This window comes from Patescibacteria group bacterium (assembly GCA_041651355.1).
Classification (GTDB): domain Bacteria; phylum Patescibacteriota; class Patescibacteriia; order Patescibacteriales; family UBA12465; genus JAPLVX01.
Map to the genome: position 1 here is coordinate 552,654 of JBAZJK010000001.1, position 18,580 is coordinate 571,233.

Below are 18,580 nucleotides of genomic sequence, written 5' to 3' on the forward strand. Positions count from 1 at the left end.
TTATATTCATTATTATTATTTTAAATTTTTATTTTTCTCTTATTTATCTTTCTCATCTCAGCCGCTAGTTGTTTAGCCTGTGTCTCCGGATATATATCCAAGTCCTTACGGTATTCCAATTCATAGATATGCATAACGGTCACGGAGATGGCGATAATAAGCGGGCCTAAGACAACACCCCAGAAACCGAAGAGGATGACCCCACCCAAGATGGAGAAAAGGACAAAAATCGGATTAACTTCCGCTTTATCCTTAATCATATAAGTCCGTACCACATTATCTACCGTACCGATTACGAACATGCCCCATAATAAGATGAAGATTCCCTGCCAGATATTGCCGGTAAGTAGATAATATACCCCCATCGGGACGTAAAAGAGCATTGAACCCAGATAAGGCAGAAGAGACAAAAGAGCAACTAAAATTCCAGCCAGGAGAAAAGGAAAACCGACAATAGCGAAACCGACAGCGCCGGCTATTCCCTGGACCAAGGCGGCAACGAAAGTGGAGACGAAAGTAGTATAGCTTACCGCCCGGAACTTATGAAAGATCTCTAAATCATACTTATTGGGAAGCGGCGACCAATACATCACTTTCTCCAGCATCTTCTTGCCGTCAACGAAAAAGAAAAACATAGTAATCACAATCAGGACTAGGGACACCAAGAAACTGGAAGTCTTTTCCAGGATCATCGTCGCTCCGCTAATCAGCCAATTACTGGAATTCTTGATCACGTCCAAGGCGATGGTCTGGAAAGTATCATTATTATACTTGCTCAGATTAATGTTCTTTAGGATGGTGTTTTGGAAAATTGGCCCTTGGGAAATATCCTTCAAACTGTGAGTGCTGAAAAAATTAACTGCTTCCGAATAAGCATTGATAGATTTTTCGCCTGCATAAAGCATGATTCTCACCGTCGGCACGACGATTACAAGCAGCAAGATGAAACACATGATAAGAGCCGCTAGATTCTTGCGTCCTTTAAGGCGACGAGTGAGGCCTTGATAGGGGGCATAGAAAATAGAAGCCAGGACAGCAGCAACAAAAATCTCAGTCAAAAAAGGACGAAAAAGAAAAAAACAAGCCACTGTTATAATCAAAACCAAAATTAACAGAAAAGGCTTGGTTAATTTTTCAGACATAATTTAAATTTGTTCACCCGGCAAAACATGGGGTTCTTGCCGGACAAATTATTTAGTCTATTTACTTAGTTTCTTTGTGTAAAGTGTGAGTCTTGCAAACCGGGCAATACTTCTTCATTTCCAATCTTTCTTTTAGGACTTTCTTGTTTTTCTTGGAAAAATAATTGATCGTCTTGCATTCCGTGCACTCTAACTTGATCATGTTGTCTTGAGACATATCTTTGAACTAAAGCCCAATTGTCCAGGAATCGGTCATTCAGGCATTTAAAAAAATAAATAAATTTTCTTTACTCTTGGTAATCTAACAATATAAAAAAACCCAAAAAAAGTCAAATCAAGGGCGGCTAACTAAACTTGGCAAAAAGAGCAATAATGGGTGCCCCGGCCGGCTAGTTTTATCTTGCTGATTGGACGCCCGCAAGTTGGGCAAGGAGATAGGTGGCGGCCATAGACTCGCAGACGATGAGAAAAAGAACCTTTACGACCCTCCGAATCACGATAGCTATTAAAAGTAGTGCCTCTATCCTTAATCGCTTGAGCGATAATTTTATTAATCGCTGAATATAGCTTCTTCAGCTCCGGGGCGCTCAGGCTGTCAGCCCGACGCTTAGGGCTGATCTTAGCTAAGAACAAAGATTCGTCGACATAGATATTGCCTAAACCGGATACATTCTTCTGATTCAATAAAGCCGCTTTAATATTCGTCTTCTTGCTTTTTAAAGCTCCAGCTAAGCTCACTAGGGAAAAATCGGGATGCAGAGGTTCGGGGCCATAATTACGACGAATGAAATCATCCAGATCTCCAGCGCTAGCTAACTTGATATAGCCGAATTTTCTCAAATCGTTAAAAAAAAGTCGGCCATTATTTTTAAAATTAAAAATAACCCGAGTATGGCGATTGGGATATTTAGTCCCCTCCTCTTTGCTCAAACTGTGCCCGCCAGCTAGATGAGAGTGTTTATCTTGATAAATTAACTGCCCGGTCATCTTTAAATGAACCAGGAGATATTCGCCTGATGGCTTCAGTTTGAAGAATAATAACTTAGCGCGCCGGCCAACTATATCAATACTCTGACTAGATAAGCGTTTATAAAAAACAGCGGGCGCTAAAGCGACCGTTTTCTGATTAAGGATTTCCACTGATTGTATCCGCAGGCCAACGAGCTTGCGCGCCAAATCGCCGCGGATGGTTTCCACCTCCGGTAATTCCGGCATAAATTATTTGATTAGGACTATCCCGGTAATGATCAACCCGAGGGCTAAAAATTCTACTAAGAAAATCTTGAGAAAGCTAAGACCGAGTTTGTCCGGATTAAGTAAAGGCATATCATTAAGGTGGGGAGCCTGGTATGATTTGGGAACCTGGCTCGTTAATAATAGATATGTTGATATTATAGCTTTAGACAAATAAAAAAGGAAGTCGTTGATAGACTTCCTTTGAACGAATTTGAAACGGTTTAAGCTTTTTTAAGTTTAGGAACTAAGCTAAAAATTCCTAAAATAACTATCAGACCGCATAAATAGAAGTACATATACGGAGACGATGACATTAAACTGTCTAAAATAAATTTTGCCAATGTCCCGAAGACAAAAACAAATAGCAAGAGCCCGATGGCTAATTTTTTTGATTCCGACATTTTAATAAGTCCATAACATATAAGCATTATGGCACTTATGCACATTATTCCGATATTAGTAAAGGATGGAACCTTTATAAAAATCAGTAATACGAAAAACAGTGCTATCGATAATCCGGAAAAAATCAGAACTGAGGCTTTTGTTTGTCTTCTACTCTCCAGGAGTTGAGCCTTGGCTTCATACTTTAACTCGAGGCCATAATTGGTTTTTGCGCTTGCGTTTATTTTGTCCAGTGTTCTTTGGTAATCGGAAATTTCCTTTTCCGTTAATGGTTTTCTGTGCATGAACATTTCAACATAGACAATAACCGCAGCAACAAACCCGATAACCATAATACTAATAGTTGTTTCCATTTTTTACGTTTTTTAAGATTAAATTATTTGATTAATTACTAAATTCGCCTAAATTCAGACGAACTTGGTAATTAACCAAATTTAACCTTATTTGTAAACGAACTATTTTAATATTTATATAATAGCATAGTTTTAACAAAATGTCAATGGTTTGCCAGTTTACGACATAAAACCCAATAAAATCAAGCCGTTTATCATATTATCCTGGATTATAACTCCGAAAAGCTAAAAATGTGGATAAGTCTATAAACAATTATGCCCGACTTTCAAAAATTACCCCGAATGGTGCAAGACTGACTAAAAAAGCTAACAAAAATGACAAAATATAGAGTTTGGTCTTGCGTGCAAGATGGTGCAAATCGTTTCTGTATACTGATGTTATAAAGATTCTTTTCTTTTTATCTGGCTTCTCTATTAACCAAGGAATAACTCTTTTTTTCTTTTCGGCGGATCCCCCGGAGGGGGAGCCGAAAAGAAAAAGTTATCCTTGTTTAAAAGAACTTATAATTAGACAGGAATCTAGATAGCTAATCATTCAACCAATATGAAATATATCCTCTATGCTCGCAAGTCTTCTGAAGACAAGAGCAAACAAATATTATCCCTAGAAAGCCAAGTCAATGAAATGAAAAAATTGGCTCATAGTTTAGGTTTGGAAATTGATAAAATATATACTGAATCTAAATCGGCTAAACTGCCAAATAATAGACCGCTCTTTGCGGAAATGCTGAAACTGTTAGAAAGTAATAATGAGTCCGAGGGCTATGGGATATTATGTTGGAAAATAGATAGACTTTCTCGTAATCCGATAGACAGCGGAAAAATTCAATGGCTATTACAACAGTCTAAAATAAAAGTGATTCAGACGAGCGATAAACAATATCTGCCGAGTGATAATGTTTTGCTCTTAAATATTGAGGGCTCAATGGCTAATCAATATATTTTAGACTTAAGTAAAAATGTTAAACGAGGATTAAGGACTAAACTGGAAAAAGGCGGGTGGCCGTGTATAGCTCCGATAGGTTATCTCAATGACGGGAAAGGTAGTATTTTAGTTGATAGAAATAGAGCTCCTTATGTTAAACAAATATTTCAAATGTATATTAGCGGTAATTATACGATTAAAGAAATTGCCGATAAAATATATCTGGCGGGACTAAAAAGCCGGGGCGGTACTAAATACCATAAATCGCAAATATATACTTTGTTAAACAATAAATTCTATTACGGAATTATGACTTCTCATGGTGAAGAATATCAAGGAAATCATAAACCAATAATATCAAAGAGGCTATTTGAGGAAGCACAAGAAATGGCTCATAAAAAACAGCATATTAAAAAGAACCGCCTAGACTTTATTTTTAGGGGGTTAATGGTTTGCGCTCATTGCGGTTGCTTATATACTGCCTCTAAAAAGAGGGGCAAGCATATTTACTATTACTGTACTAATGGAAAAAATAAATGTGAGGAGCATAAGAGCTATCTGAAAGAAACCGATGCCGTTAAAATGTTAGCTGATATTTTTGATAGATTAACTTTTCCTGAAGAAGTTATTAATTTAATGTATGAGGCGAGTCTAGATAAATTAAAACGGGAAGCGGAAAACGAGAATTATCTTAAAACTAAAAATGAGCTTTCAAGACAGCTCAAAATTAGAGAGGAACGCCAAGCCGAACTATTTAACCTCCTACTAGATAAAGCCATTAGCAAGGACTATTTTGAGGCCAAGCGAAAGACAATAACCGAGGAGCTGAACTCGCTTAATGATGAATTAAAAACTTTAGAAAACAAAAATCAGCCACTAGCTAAAACTACTTTGGAACAAATGAAAAATGTCTTTTTAGCCCAACGGGCAATGAAAAATAAGTTTTTAGAAGCTAATTCAAATAAGAAAAGAGAAATAATAAAAAACATGCTTTGGAACGCCGAAGTCAAAGACGGAAAACTGACTAATATTAAATTTAAAGAGCCCTATTCTTTATTCGCAAAAGACCCCCAAAAAGGGAGTCTTGACTTAATGTGGGCCGAGTTGGATTCGAACCAACGAAGGCGCAAGGCCAGCAGATTTACAGTCTGCCCCAGTTGACCGCTTTGGTATCGACCCCTTTGAAAGACTGGTTCTATGATAAAAAAAATATCGATAAATGTCAAACTAAAAGAGCCACGGCTAGCGGCTCTTTATCAATTCAAGCTGATATTAAGTCACGCTGCCAAGCAGGAATCTAACTAAGGCATAAGAGCTGAATATTATTACCAAGCCGATTACCGCCCAAACTACTATATCTCTCCCCTTCTTAATCTTATCAGGACTCCCGCCAGAAGTCATCCAGGTGATGCCGCCAAAAATAAACATGACCAAGGCTAAGGAACCGACCACCCCTAGGACGGCGGTAATAATCTTGCCGATTAACGCTTGGAAACTATTAGCACCAATCGGGTTATCGATGCAAGCACCATTACCGGCGGCACAGGGGGCAGGATTGGAATCAGTGTTATTATCCTGGGCTAATACTAGAACTGGGCTCAAAAAAATGAAAAATGAAAGAAAAATAAAGAGATATTTCTTCATGTGGTTAGAATTATTTTATACTCAACTTAACTAAAATATAGCATATTACGGGAAATAAAAAAAGAGGCTGCCGTCTTTTGACTTCAGCCTCTTTATGAACTAATCATTTCTTGGTTTTTAGTAAACCTTTAAAATAATCAGCTCATCAGATTGATTTTTAATTTTAAAGAAATTAGTGGAAGGCCACTGCGTGCCTTCCCAAGAGTCGACACTACTGCCATCCTTGTAGAAACAGGTGAAACTGGCATTCGGGTTACGGAACCCATAACGCTTTTTGCAGCCGATTTCTATCCAACCTGATGTTTCGCCTTTTTTGAGGCGAAGCTCATAGGTGCCTGGTTCATGGAAGCCGGCGTAGCGCGAATGAGAAAATTCCTCGGCATTATGTTCCGGATTAGCAGGTTCGGGTGAGGATAACTTTTCTTCCCATCTTTCCTTGTCCCATTTTTCTTTAAACTCGACCTCCACTTTGGCTGCGCCCTCAACATCACCGGCAGCTAAACGCTTCCGGTATTCTTTGAGCATTTCTTCACCATGTTGGCCTTTATAGGCTTCCCAGGTAATATCGGTTTTCAGGCCAGTTGAGTCGGCCTGTTTAGCGATAAAGAAATCGGTTCTGGCCTTGAACCAAGGCATTGACTTGTAAGTCATCGGCATCTGAGTCTGGATCAGAAAGACCACTACCACCGCTATAAGCGCGATGGTAATCATCTTGGCGAGGGTTTTGGTCCGCTCAAACTCTTTCAGTCGAGCTACAACATAAATTACCAGAAGGCCGGCAAATATCAGGCCGAATGACCAGCCGGTCAGAAAGCTGACCAAGAGAGCCACCAGGAAATCGATGGCTAAGAAAGCCACAATTCCTACTCCTTTACTACTATTACTATTATTTGTTGGCATGATTCTGAATTTTTTTTGTTTTTTACAATTTAGTTAGAAAGCTCTCCGGAATATCGCCGGTACGATGTGGATGATAGCCTCAAAAAGAAGCTCTATCCCAATCATTTTGGTCCAACTGTTACCGCCATGATCTTCATTATTGCCGCCACTGGTAGATACCTGAGCAGCCTGGGGACGACGGGCGACATTATAGGTGCCAACCCATTTAATCAGACGCTCAAAGGCCGGATCGCCAGCTCTAGCGTAATCCTTGTCTAACATGCGCTCAACGCCTTCCCTAACGCCTTCAGCTACTTCTTCCCTTAATGACAGGGGAGCGTAGACCAAGGTAATCAGGGTGACGATAATCGCCAGTTTCCACCAGATCTTATGTCCGGTGTTCTGGTGCTCCTTGGGAGGAATCTGATAGCTCTTGTCAACATCCTTTACGATGTTGTTATAGAGCTGCTCTTGCTTAGAAAGCCCGGACTCGTTCCTGAAGGTGGTCGGGTTGATCAGAGGTTCACCTGGGCCAATGATGGCACAGACGATCCAGAGAAGGACCGACAGAATTATCAGAATCAGGGCGCGGCCATTGTTAGTGCCTAACCACCAGGCTCCGGTATATTTCGGAACATTGTGAGGCGGAGCGGCCGGACGGCTTATTTTAAGCTGAGCGGCATCAGAAATTCCGCTGACCGTCGCTCTTAAAGGGAAGCTTTCCCCGGGAGCGAGAGTGCCCGGAACATTAAACACGGCTTCGCCGCAGTTGTTTGTCTGTGCTTGGTGCTGTAAACCGCGGTACCAAATTGATACCGGGACAGCGATTCCCTGGCCCTGGTGTTTGAGCACCCGAATGTGCACCCGGAAATTTCCATACCCGTCGTGGTGGCGGGAAAGAATCATCCGGTCCGGATCGTTAGTATTAGCCTGGCCTGAAGCGATGGCCGGAATCGTAACTGTTATCTCGGCTTCTTCAGCATAACCGGCCAAACAGAAGCGAAAAATAAATATTTGTTCAGTATTGGCCTGATTGCCATTCCTGGTAAGGATACAGACTCCATACTGGTCTGTCGTCAGATTTTCAATGATTGTAAGCCCTCTCTTCACGAGAACGGGCTGATTGGTCATAGCAATGCCATTGTCAGATACTTGGCATTCCACCTGGAGGTGGAAAGTGCCATTCTGTAAGCTTACATCCGGTCTCAGGCGGATAACCCTGCTTTGGCGCGGCTGGCGCTGATTTTCTTGTTGAGTTGCCATTTTTTATTTCTCCTATATTTGTTTTTTATTGATTTAATTGTCAAAGAGCAGTTTTTGCCAGACACGCCAACTACTCATTTATTAGCTATAATTATAGCATATTTATCATTTTCTGTCAATATTATAAACCAACCAACAAAATAACCGAGATAACTATTTAATTTATGATAATATTTGGCTAATATTAATCAATAAATTTTAATAAACCGTACAATCTATTGACAGCTTACCGATATTTTGATTTAATGAGACCACTCTCTTTACAAATTAGCAACCCAAAAAATAAAAAAGGATCACCATGGTAAAAAAAAGAAAAAGATCACAAACGGCTAAGCCGAGCCTGAAAGTCGTGCTTTTCTCTAACTATCATTTTGCGGACCCTTGGTTCCTGAATGAGTTCCGGCCTCAGCTAGAGAAAGAACGCCAAGGACCGGTCGAAATGATTTGCTTCCATGATTACCTAAATGGTAATTGTGAAGAATTCTACCGCGAAACTTCAGGCGCCAGCCTATTACTCACTGGCCGAGAAAATTTTGACTGGCAACGCGATGATTATCTCAGCCGCCTGCAAGCCGAAGAAGAATTGTACACCCTGGTAGCCGAGGCCAAAAGACGCAACCCAAACCTCTTGGTCATGTCGGTCACCAAAGATTACCGGGCCCCGGTTGACAAGATTGCGGAAAGCATCAACGCCTGGGACGATCCCCTGGTCATACAGGCCATCAGAGAACTTTAAGAGCCAGCCTGGCAAACACCTGCCAGGCTTTTTTAAAACAAAAAAAACGATCCGAAGATCGATTTAATGAATGAGCCGTTGCGCGGGCTTGAACCGCGGACCTTCTCCTTACCATGGAGATGCTCTACCAACTGAGCTACAACGGCAATGATGGATTACAAATTTTCAATCTTTTCTTTCCAAGCGGCCAACTTATTATTTTCCGGATTAACCGCTTCCAATTTATTCCAGGCTTCCTGGGCTGAATTTTTATCTTTTTTCATTATACTTAATTCTAAAAGTAAATCAAGATAGCGAGGATTATTTGGAACCAGCTCTAAGGCTTCACGGATATAATCAAGGGCGGCGTCTAGATCGGGCAAGACCTGATTGATTTCAGCTAAACGGAAATTTATCTCCGGTTTTTCATTTTTCGCCTTGAGGCTGAGGGCGAGTTTCAAGGCATATTCGAAGGTTTGCTTGGCTTCGTGATACTTCTTGCTGGAAAAATACACATCGCCCAATTCGATAAAAGCGGCCAGATTCTGGTTATCAAGACGGATGACTTCGATCAATTTGTTTTCTGCCTCACTAAAGTTTTCTTCTTTGAAATCAACTTCTGCCCGGGATAGGAGTTCTTGTAAACGCGCCTGCTTTTCCGGCCAGCTTAACTTCTGGCTGCGCCGATGATGTTCAGCTAAATTTTTAAGGCGCGCATATAAATTCTCGAAAACTCTCAAATGCTTATCTAAAAATTTCTTGATCTTAATAAAAAATTTCCCAAAATGGGCTAAATCTCTTTCCAGTCTTGCTTTCATAATCTTCTCCTTGAATTCATTCTCCTTCTGTCCCGGGATATTATCCACATCTAGTATCGCTAAGGCCGGAAACTTCTTTAAGACTATAGAGAGGACGATGAGCAAGCAGACAATTATTAAAATAACAGAAATTATAGTTGGCATATTTTATAAAACTCCGAAGCTTTCAAACTGGCACCGCCGACTAAGAAACCGTCAACATCCTTAGCACCCTTAAATTCTGGACCGTTTTTAGCATTCAGGCTGCCGCCATAGATAACTTTTATCTCCTTTTTCAAGATTTGTCTAGCTTCTGATTTAATCAAGCTATGAACCTCGGAAGCTTCGATGGCTGTCGCGTTTCGGCCACTACCGATAGCCCAAACTGGTTCATAGGCGATAATTAAAGGCTTAGAAAGGCCTTTTAGGGCCCGCTTAACCTGATATTTAACTATCTCTAAAGTCTTGCCTTCGCAACGCTCTTGAGCGCTTTCGCCAACGCATAAGATAACCTGGAGACCGACCGCTTGAGCCTCTTTTAATTTTTGGTTGATAAGAACATTATCTTCCTTAAAATACCCTCGTCTTTCACTATGTCCGATAATCACGTACTTAACTCCAAGCTTTTTTAGGTTAGCGGGTGAAACGGCTCCAGTATAGGCTCCTAGTTTAGCCGGAGCACAATCTTGAGCGCCCAAACTCAGTCTACCACCCTTTAAAATGCTGGCTATCGCCGGTAGAGACAGAAAATCCGGGCAGACAATAACTTGACCAGAAAAATTTTTAAGATATTTCCCATACTCTCGAGCCAGCTTAATGCTAGCCTCGTAAGTAAGGTTCATTTTCCAATTGGCGATAAAGATCTTAGCCATATTTAATTTAAAATTATAGATTACCTTTATTAGCTTGTGCCCAGGAAATAGTCTCTTTGATCCCCTCCTTTAAATCAACTTTTGCCTGCCAAGATAGGACACTTTTTGCTCGAGAGGGATCTAAACAACTACGACGCTGTTCTCCCGGGCGTCCAGGTTGGTCTAATTTCATAAACGGCTTCCCCGTGGCTTCTTCTATTTCTCTGATAACCTCTAGAAGGTTTACCTCTCGGCCCAAGCCGATATTTAACGCTTCACGGCAGTCATTATCCTTCGCCAACATTAAGGCTGCGACTACGTCGGATATAAAGACAAAATCCCGTGTCTGCCCGCCATCGCCATATAGAAGACTGGATTTTCCTAGAACGGCATTAGCGATAAAAATGGAAATTACCCCGGCCTCCCCGCCTTTATATTGACGCGGCCCATAAACATTAGCGAAGCGCAAAATCGCATAATTCTGATTAAAAACCTGATAATAATAGTTAAGGTACTTTTCAAAGGTCAGCTTATGAATGCCATATGGTGAAATCGGCTCGGCTAAAGCGATTTCTGGCGTCGGGATTATAGCCCCTTCTCCATAAATAGCGCCGCCAGTCGAAGAAAAGATAATCTTCTTTACCTTGAGGCGCGCGCAATTCATCAAAACGTTCAAGGCTCCTAAGACGTTAATATCATTATCTAAACGGGGGTCAGCAACTGATTTAGCGACCTCGATCTGGGCCGCTAGATGGTAAACAAAATCGGGCTTTTCTTCATCAAATATTTCAGCAATCTCTTCAGAGCGGATATCAGCTTGATAAAATTTAGCGAGCGGATTAAGGTATTCCTTCTTTCCACTAGTTAAATTATCAATAACGACCACGTCATTACCAGACGCTACTAAGGCATCGACCAGATTTGACCCGATAAAACCGGCGCCGCCGGTGACGATTATTTTTGTCATATTGATTATAATATCATGATTTTCCAAGAAATTAAAGGAGGCTAATTAAGAGCTCTATTTATTATATATAAAGAAAAATAGCCTTTTACGGCTATTTCCCTGTTATTTACTATATAGATTATTCCCCTCCGCTCCCCCCCATCCAGCCGAAAGTCTGTTCGATGTTCTTGAGAATGACCTGGAAGACTGATTCTTTCTGACGGGGAGTGAGGACAGTATAGGTCTTAGATCTAGTTTTTTGTCCATTAGAATCAGTGCTTTCGACCTGGAACTGGTATATTTCTCCGGGCAGGAAGTCGGTCATGATTACTAGGTGATGGCGGGTATAGCCGGCATCAACTGGAGATTCTGAGGGCCAGTAGTTATCATCCTTGCTGGTGCCTTGGCGGTAATAGACTTTGGATGTTGAGAGCTTAGTAGTGTCCCAGGAGATGATTGTCTGGACTTGGAGGCTATTGCCAGCCGCCAAGGCTGAGCTAGTCTTGACCTGTTCGATCAAGAATGGCAACTCTTTGTTGACGGTAGAAAAGGCTTCAATGGTTTGGGAAATGATTTTCCCAGAATTATCCCGACCGAAGAGGTCGATCTTATAGAAAACCCCCGGTTCTAGACTATCGATTGTCATTTCATGGATAGAGGTTAATTTGCCGTCGCTTACTATCCTGGCTTCATCATAAGACAAAGTATTATTGCGATAAGGTGTTACTCGCACAGAAGTATCAGTCGGCAAAGAACTAGACCATTTAAAAGAGGCGGATTCATCATTTAATCTATCGGCCACATAGTTATCGACTTTAGCCGCTTTAGACAGCGTGGTAAAGGTTGAAGGGCTAACATTTAAACTAGAACCGATAACCGTCGCTCCTTTAAGCTGATAATTATAGGTTGTCGCTGATTTTAAGCCCACGAGAATAACTTGGTGATCTGTCGAATATACATCGGGATTGCCGATTACCTGAGCCCGGCTAACATCATTCAAAGATACTCCGACCTCAGAATAATTAACCAAGGAACTAGTCTTTTTGTTGGTCTCCCAAGAGATGATTGCCATGTCTTCCCAGGTCTTCACGGTCGGACCGGACACGACTTCTGGCGCTGGCGCTAAACCAGCCAACTCCTTAATGCTATTTTGTTGTTCGATCAAGCTTGATTCCAAAATGGATAAAGAAACGTTCTGCGCCGCTTGTTTGATAAAATCAAAGGTACGACGCAAAATCTCCGCAAAATTGCTATCATTAGCCACCTGATCGCCAGATTTGTTCTCATCCAGCTCTAATTCGCTCGCACTGAAAGTCGGGGTAGTAAAAGTCCCGGTCTTAGCTTCGGAAATATTGCCAGACATATCAGCTGAAGTAACGCGGTAATAGTAAGAAGTATTAGGAAAGAGATTGGGCAAGGAAAGAGAATGGCTCGTTACTCCGTCCCGGCTAGCCGAGGTGAAGCCATAGGAATCAGATACGCCGAACTCTACCATACTATCTGCCGTTTCATCAGTCGACCAAGAAATCTTCGCCCGATTAGCTGTCAGGTCGCTAATCTTCAAAGCGCTGATTATAGGCGGCACCCGATCATTCTTATCAATCACAGTCGCACCGCCGCCCACGTAGACGGTCGTACTAGTAGCCCCAGCTACCAAAGTATCCTGGGTGGTAAAACTAAACTCCGAACTGCTAGTCGCATTGCCGTTGCTATCTTTGGAAGTCACCTGGAAATAATATTTTGTCTTCACGCTTAGATTACTTAGAACAACCGAATGGCTATAGTTATAGAGAGCGTTAGTCGAAGATGCTGTGTAAGTAGCCACGGCCGTACCATAATCCACCAAAGAATCGGCTCCTTCATCAGTCGTCCAGGTAATCAAGGCGGAAGTATCAGCCACTTGTTCGGCCTGGACGCTGGTGATTACTGGTGCCGTTACATCCGTATGATCCTCAGTCGTAAAGGTATAGTTATCTGAAGTCGTCAAATTATTGCCAGCATCTGTACTCTTGAGACGGAAATTATATAAGGTGCCCTTAGTTAACCCGGTCAGCTTAAAGGAATGGCTCGTATTCAAATTATCATTTGAGACGCTGCTGCCATACTCTAAATCGGACCCGTATTCAAGGCTCGAAGTGGCAGCTTCGTTAGTAGTCCAAGAAATCCTGATCGAGGTCTCGCTTTTCTCACTGAGACCAGCCTCTGGATCAAAGGTGATGATTGGTGGGGTCACATCAGTATTATCCAGGGTAGTAAAAGAATAGCTATCGGAGGTGGTGGCATTACCGTTGGCATCAGTGCTCTTGAGGCGGAAATTATACAGAGTACCTTTAGTCAGGCTGGTTAATTCAAAATTATGATCAATATTGGAATTTCCATTGCTCGCTGTCAGATTATAGCTATCATCTTCGCTATATTCCACGCTAGAAGTTGCATATTCACTGGTCGTCCAATGGATGCGGATGGAGTTTTCTGTCTTAGCAGTCAAATCGCTCTCTATATTGAAGCTGATAGTCGGAGCCGTACGGTCAGTATAATCCGGAGTAGAAAAACTATATTGAGGCGAAGTGGTCGGATTGCCGTTAACATCAGTACTCTTGAGGCGGAAATTATATAAGGTGCCCTTGCTTAGACTCGTTAGCTCGAAGCTATGGTCAGTATTCAGGTTTGAGTTAGTTTGGCTGCTAGAATAACTTTCGTCCGTACTGTATTCGATGGTCGAAGTAGCTAGTTCACTGGTCAGCCAAGAGATACGAGCTGAAGTCTCTGTCTTATCAGTAATATCGCTTTCCTGATTGAAGCTTATCGTTGGAGGCACAATATCGGAAGTGGTGGTGAAGGTATAATAAACGACTTCACCATCGATAATATTCTTGTCTTCCGCCACCCCAGATTTAACGTAATAATAATAGGTCGTCCCGTTGCTTAATCCAGTTAAATTCACTGAATGAGCGGTACTATTGTCACCCAAACTAAAGCTGGCCGGGCTAGAAAAATCGGGATTTAAGGAATAATAAACCCGAGAATCACCTTGGCTGCTCGTATCCCAAGTGACGGTAGCGCCATCATTACGGATATTTATTGACTGGACATTAGAAATCACCGGACCAGCCAAAACGGTAAACGACATCCCTAGACCGCCAGTCGCAGTATTAGTATTTGGATCAGCTGAAGATACTTGGATATAATACTCCACCCCCGCTTCCAAATTATTCAAAAAGACCGAATGCTTACCTAAACGGCTGGCGGTATCCATCATAGAGGAGACGCCGACATTGGGAGCGTCTGTGAAATCTCCAGAATCATTGGTTATATAGCTAACCGTAGAATTGGAGGGTTCGTCGGTTTCCCAGGTAATTAAAGCTGATTGGGCGGTAACTTCAGAAATAACAACATTACTGATAACCGGTGGCGTCAAATCAGTCCCGCCTTGACCATCCGGACGATCGCTAATGATATCGGAATAGAAAGAAATATTACCGGCATCATCCTCGGCTGTCACCCGATAATAATAGACAGTATTAGTATCTAAATTAGCGTCTAAGACGAAATTGGTGGAACGATCAGTCTGAGGAGGGGGTAATAAAGAGAAATTTTCTCCATCGGTCGAACGATAGATATTATATTGTTTGAATCCCAAAGGTGGCTCAGGTACCCGGCCCCAAGCGATGAATTCCCGCCATTCTTCGGTTTCCGTGTTTGAGACATCTTGATATAAGATGTTGGGCGGTTTAGTTGGTAAGACAACCGCATGGGTGCCATTATTAGAAATATTTCCGTATTTATCTTTGATCTGATAATAGACAGTCGGGGATTCATTGGTAAAGGTCCATACTTTAGTAGCAGAGTAAGCAATCCACTGGCCAGAATCAGCGTTAACGCCGTCGGCCGCTAAATCACTGCGATTAGACAGCTTCATCTGCATATTATCCAAGGAATCATCACTTACGCTAATCGTAATATCGTTCTCTGCATCGCTCCGCGCATCCAAAACAAAAGAATCAACTACTGGATTTACTGTATCCAAAGTAAAGGCGTTAGATTCGGAGGTAGAAATATTATTAGCGCCCTCATTATCATTAGCCTTAACCCTAATCTTAGCATCGGTTAAATAATGATTGTTATGATCAACTTTCGGATCCCAAGTTAAAGTATAGGTAGTGTAGTCTTCCATCTCAACATCTTTGTTATCAGTCGCTCCAGCCGAGAGGGTGGTACAGCTTGTCCAGGAGCTGCCATCCCAATATTCAAAAGAGGGGGTGATTTCCCAGGGGGTATTGCTACCAGCTGAAGCATCTGGGTCACGAACATCATAGGAAATATTCACCTTTCCATCACTGCCTTGAGAAGCGGTGATATTTTGGATTTCGGGCGAAGCATTAACCACATATTTAATTTCCACTCCTGATACAGTTGGAGTCAGATCTCCAGCAGAAGCCAGAGTAATCTTATATTGCCAAAAACGGTCATCACCTCCAGATTTCAACTCGCTCGGCAGAGCGCTAAGCGGACAATAGACTACGCCTTCGGCTTCGCTGCAGTTAGTGCTAGCATCCGTAAAATCATACCAAGCCGCCCCTGCTAAACCCCCTTGGCTGGAAGCTGTCCGGATAGAAAACGTAACGCCGGTGCCTGAAGGTAAAGTGGCATCTTCGGTAAAACCAATCGATCCCATAACATTGGTCGCATCGGTAGTATCGTAGGGGGAAGAAATTAATGATTGAGAGCCTGGATAGAGGCTATAATTTATAGTAATATCGTCAAGAGTCGAAGAGAACACCCCGTCGGACGTGCTTAAATTAACCCGATACTGGATGAATTGATGTGAACCTAAGGTGCTAATATCTCCGCCGCTAGCCACTCCGGTTTGCCAAGCCGTCCAGCTACCATCGCTAGTGTTTGCACTATCACCCGCTCGGATATCAATAGTAATATTTGAATTTGATTTAAGGGTGGTGGTGTAGGTTAAGGTGGAAAAACTCTGAGCTTTAGAACCAAGGTTAATCGGTCCAGACGTATAAGTTCCAGCGGCATCGTAAACGGTAGAAGCTAGATTGAGTTTGGAAACTCCGGAAGAATTAGCGAACCACATCGAATTAGAAACCGGGTCGAAGGCAATCCCCTTTTTATTGACTGATCCATAATATGTGGCTAAGCCTCCGCCAGCAGGGTTGACCCTGACTATCGTGCCTCCATAATACCAATCGGTAAACCAAACCGTATTGGTTAGGGGGTCAAATTCCACACCAATATCATAAAAAATGCTGATGCCGATCTGGACATAAGTGCCATCCGTCACATTGACTTTCTTGGCTTTACCGGAGTTATATTCAGCTGTCCAGATAGAATTAGTTAAAGAATCAAAGGCGATACCGCCGTAGGAGCCGAAGGCTAAAGTTAAGGTTACACTCCTGGTCGCAGTATCTATTTTATAGAGAGCGCCAACGCTTGAAACCCAAACGGAGTTAGTATATGAATCGAAAGCAATATAAGAAGTACCCGAACCAACGGTGGCCGTCCCCAAGGAAGCTCCGTCTGAGGCGCGCAATTGAGTAACTACCCCGCTGGAAACCACCCAAATTGAATTAGTTGAAGAGTCAAACACTGCCCTTTGCGGTGAAGCCGCCACAGTCGAAGTACTAATAATAGCACCGGTTGTCGGATTTATTTTAGAAACATTATTAGAACCGGCATTAACCACCCAAATTGAATTAGTCGAGGGATCGAAGGTCACGCCCAGAGGGTTGGTGCCCACGGGATAAGTGCCAATCGTCGCACCAGTAAAAGGATTCATCTTAGTGACGTTATTCGATCCATAATTGGTAACCCAGAGAGAATTAGTTAAAGTATCAGCAGCAATGCCGTTGGAATTAGTGCCAGTAGAGTATGGGCCTGAAATATAACCGCTTAAGACGGTTATTTTCGTAATTGCAGTTCCGCTCCCTGAAATCCAAACCGAATTCGTCAAGGGTTCAAAAGTAACAGCCGTTTGGTTAGTCGTAGGCACTCCGATATAATCTCTGATCGCCCCCGTCTCCACATTTACTTTTATAACCGAAGTGATACGCTGCAAGCCTATCCAAACCGAATTAGTTACAGGATCGAATGCAATAGCCTCTCCGCCGCTGTTTCCGCCGGTTGAATAGGTGGCGGTAATAGAACCGTCACTAGCCTTTACCTTGGCCACCGTATCATTCCAATTAACCACCCAGATTGAATTAGTATAAGAGTCAAAGGCCACGCCTCGAGGAGTAAAACCTAAAGAATAGGTGCCGGTAACCGAGCCATCGGATGCCAAAATCTTTGAAACACTACCCGAATTGTAATTAGTCACCCACACAGAATTTGTCGAAGAATCAAAAGCTAAACGCCGAGGGCCGGTGGCCACCGTCGAGGTTCCAATAATACCGCCCGTCTCCGAATTAATCTTGGTGACATTAGCTGAACCGCCATTGGCCACCCAGATAGAATTAGTTGAAGGATCAAATTCGACATCAGCCGGTGCGGAGCCAGCCGTATAAGAACCGATCAGAGATCCATCTTCTGAATTTATTTTTTTGACCGTGTTATTACTACTGTTAACCACCCAAATCGAGTTAGTGTGAGAATCAAAAGCAACACCACTCCCGGGGAAATTATAGGTGCCAATTACTACCCCGGTAGCCGGATTAATCTTAGAAACTCCGCCGGAGTTTAAAACCCAGATAGAATTAGTATGGGAATCATAGGCGCTTAAACCTAAAGAAGAATTAACAGTGTAGTCATTACGAGCATTGGTATAAGTCGTCGTATTCGTCAGCTCCACACTAGCGCTATTCCCTGTTCCTGAAACGGTGCTTGAAGCAAAATTAGATCCAGCCAGATTGAAACCGGTTGTGGAGGCGGTATTATCGGTTTGAGTCGTCGAAGCGACGGCTGTCGTCATTTGCAGAGCGGTCCCGCCATTTACTATCTCAAGATTAGCATCTTTGGATTCATATTTATTCCAATTAGATTGATCCCCGGGATGCGTAGCTAAATTAGCGCTTTGACCGCCGCCCCAGTTCACTTGATTAAAGGTATATGTGGCCGCCAAAGTAGTATGGCTGCGAAAATTGGAGACAACTAAAACTACGATCAAAATAAGAGCTAGGGTTTGCTGGCGCCAAGCTTCTTTCCGATACATCTTAAGCAGACGGCGCTGGGCAGGAGAAAGAGAAAGATAATTTGTTTTTTTATATTTTTTAAATCTAGAATTTAATTTCAAGAATATTCTTTTCCCTTCCTTTATTAAAATATAGGAATAATCATCTGCCCATCTAAACATCTTTACCATAAGCATCCATAATCTGGTAATATTAATTGCTTTACCCTTAAATAAAACACTCCCCTGTCTCCATCGAGCTCCAGAGGTCTTAATCCTTGAACTTCTATTTTTTTTATATTTC

The 18,580-nt window shown here is 42.2% G+C and carries 12 protein-coding genes and 2 tRNA genes; 1 reads left to right on the forward strand and 13 read right to left on the reverse strand.

Annotated features, from left to right (window positions below; genetic code table 11):
• Window positions 1–20 precede the first annotated feature (20 nt).
• The 8 genes from WC441_02880 to WC441_02915 all read right to left on the reverse strand — a co-directional run bounded on the left by WC441_02880 (window position 21) and on the right by WC441_02915 (window position 7,844).
• Window positions 21–1,142: an AI-2E family transporter gene (locus tag WC441_02880; GenBank protein MFA5163451.1), complete on the reverse strand. Its 1,122-nt coding sequence runs from the start codon at window positions 1,140–1,142 to the stop codon at window positions 21–23.
• A gap of 61 nt (window positions 1,143–1,203) precedes the next feature.
• Window positions 1,204–1,359, reverse strand: coding sequence for a 50S ribosomal protein L33 (gene rpmG, locus WC441_02885; GenBank protein ID MFA5163452.1), 156 nt, complete (start codon window positions 1,357–1,359; stop codon window positions 1,204–1,206).
• Between the two features lie 131 nt (window positions 1,360–1,490).
• Window positions 1,491–2,357: a bifunctional DNA-formamidopyrimidine glycosylase/DNA-(apurinic or apyrimidinic site) lyase gene (mutM, locus tag WC441_02890; GenBank protein ID MFA5163453.1), complete on the reverse strand. Its 867-nt coding sequence runs from the start codon at window positions 2,355–2,357 to the stop codon at window positions 1,491–1,493.
• A 242-nt stretch (window positions 2,358–2,599) separates the two neighbouring features.
• Window positions 2,600–3,133, reverse strand: a complete 534-nt coding sequence (locus WC441_02895; protein ID MFA5163454.1) for a hypothetical protein — start codon at window positions 3,131–3,133, stop codon at window positions 2,600–2,602.
• A gap of 2,020 nt (window positions 3,134–5,153) precedes the next feature.
• Window positions 5,154–5,237 (reverse strand) — tRNA-Tyr (locus WC441_02900).
• Between the two features lie 93 nt (window positions 5,238–5,330).
• Window positions 5,331–5,702 (reverse strand): pilin, encoded by a 372-nt coding sequence (locus WC441_02905; protein ID MFA5163455.1) that lies wholly within the window; start codon window positions 5,700–5,702, stop codon window positions 5,331–5,333.
• 117 nt (window positions 5,703–5,819) lie between these two features.
• On the reverse strand, window positions 5,820–6,602 hold the full coding sequence (locus WC441_02910) for a hypothetical protein (protein ID MFA5163456.1): 783 nt from the start codon (window positions 6,600–6,602) through the stop codon (window positions 5,820–5,822).
• Window positions 6,603–6,635: 33 nt separating this feature from the next.
• Window positions 6,636–7,844 (reverse strand): hypothetical protein, encoded by a 1,209-nt coding sequence (locus WC441_02915; GenBank protein ID MFA5163457.1) that lies wholly within the window; start codon window positions 7,842–7,844, stop codon window positions 6,636–6,638.
• A 298-nt stretch (window positions 7,845–8,142) separates the two neighbouring features.
• Here WC441_02915 and WC441_02920 point away from each other — a divergent pair, with 298 nt between their 5' ends.
• Window positions 8,143–8,580: a hypothetical protein gene (locus WC441_02920; GenBank protein MFA5163458.1), complete on the forward strand. Its 438-nt coding sequence runs from the start codon at window positions 8,143–8,145 to the stop codon at window positions 8,578–8,580.
• A gap of 73 nt (window positions 8,581–8,653) precedes the next feature.
• Here the strand turns inward: WC441_02920 and WC441_02925 are convergent.
• The 5 genes from WC441_02925 to WC441_02945 form a co-directional block, all read right to left on the reverse strand.
• Window positions 8,654–8,726, reverse strand: a tRNA-Thr gene (locus WC441_02925).
• Between the two features lie 9 nt (window positions 8,727–8,735).
• Window positions 8,736–9,521 carry a hypothetical protein gene (locus WC441_02930; protein MFA5163459.1) on the reverse strand — a complete coding sequence of 262 codons (786 nt, stop codon included), beginning with the start codon at window positions 9,519–9,521 and terminating at the stop codon, window positions 8,736–8,738.
• On the reverse strand, window positions 9,509–10,228 hold the full coding sequence (tpiA, locus tag WC441_02935; GenBank protein ID MFA5163460.1) for a triose-phosphate isomerase: 720 nt from the start codon (window positions 10,226–10,228) through the stop codon (window positions 9,509–9,511). Before tpiA ends, WC441_02930 begins: the two co-directional genes overlap by 13 nt.
• 13 nt (window positions 10,229–10,241) lie before the next feature.
• Entirely contained in the window at window positions 10,242–11,174 is a 933-nt protein-coding gene (locus WC441_02940) for an NAD-dependent epimerase/dehydratase family protein (GenBank protein ID MFA5163461.1), read from the reverse strand.
• Window positions 11,175–11,292: 118 nt separating this feature from the next.
• On the reverse strand, window positions 11,293–18,468 hold the full coding sequence (locus tag WC441_02945) for a fibronectin type III domain-containing protein (protein ID MFA5163462.1): 7,176 nt from the start codon (window positions 18,466–18,468) through the stop codon (window positions 11,293–11,295).
• Window positions 18,469–18,580: the final 112 nt, after the last annotated feature.

Coding starts and splice junctions, on each gene's coding strand:
- mutM (MFA5163453.1), bottom strand. CDS start 2,357: ATGCCGGAATTACCGGAGGTGGAAACCATCCGCGGCGATTTGGCGCGC.
- rpmG (MFA5163452.1), bottom strand. CDS start 1,359: ATGTCTCAAGACAACATGATCAAGTTAGAGTGCACGGAATGCAAGACG.
- WC441_02945 (MFA5163462.1), bottom strand. CDS start 18,468: ATGGTAAAGATGTTTAGATGGGCAGATGATTATTCCTATATTTTAATA.
- WC441_02905 (MFA5163455.1), bottom strand. CDS start 5,702: ATGAAGAAATATCTCTTTATTTTTCTTTCATTTTTCATTTTTTTGAGC.
- WC441_02895 (MFA5163454.1), bottom strand. CDS start 3,133: ATGGAAACAACTATTAGTATTATGGTTATCGGGTTTGTTGCTGCGGTT.
- WC441_02880 (MFA5163451.1), bottom strand. CDS start 1,142: ATGTCTGAAAAATTAACCAAGCCTTTTCTGTTAATTTTGGTTTTGATT.
- WC441_02910 (MFA5163456.1), bottom strand. CDS start 6,602: ATGCCAACAAATAATAGTAATAGTAGTAAAGGAGTAGGAATTGTGGCT.
- WC441_02915 (MFA5163457.1), bottom strand. CDS start 7,844: ATGGCAACTCAACAAGAAAATCAGCGCCAGCCGCGCCAAAGCAGGGTT.
- WC441_02940 (MFA5163461.1), bottom strand. CDS start 11,174: ATGACAAAAATAATCGTCACCGGCGGCGCCGGTTTTATCGGGTCAAAT.
- WC441_02930 (MFA5163459.1), bottom strand. CDS start 9,521: ATGCCAACTATAATTTCTGTTATTTTAATAATTGTCTGCTTGCTCATC.
- tpiA (MFA5163460.1), bottom strand. CDS start 10,228: ATGGCTAAGATCTTTATCGCCAATTGGAAAATGAACCTTACTTACGAG.
- WC441_02920 (MFA5163458.1), top strand. CDS start 8,143: ATGGTAAAAAAAAGAAAAAGATCACAAACGGCTAAGCCGAGCCTGAAA.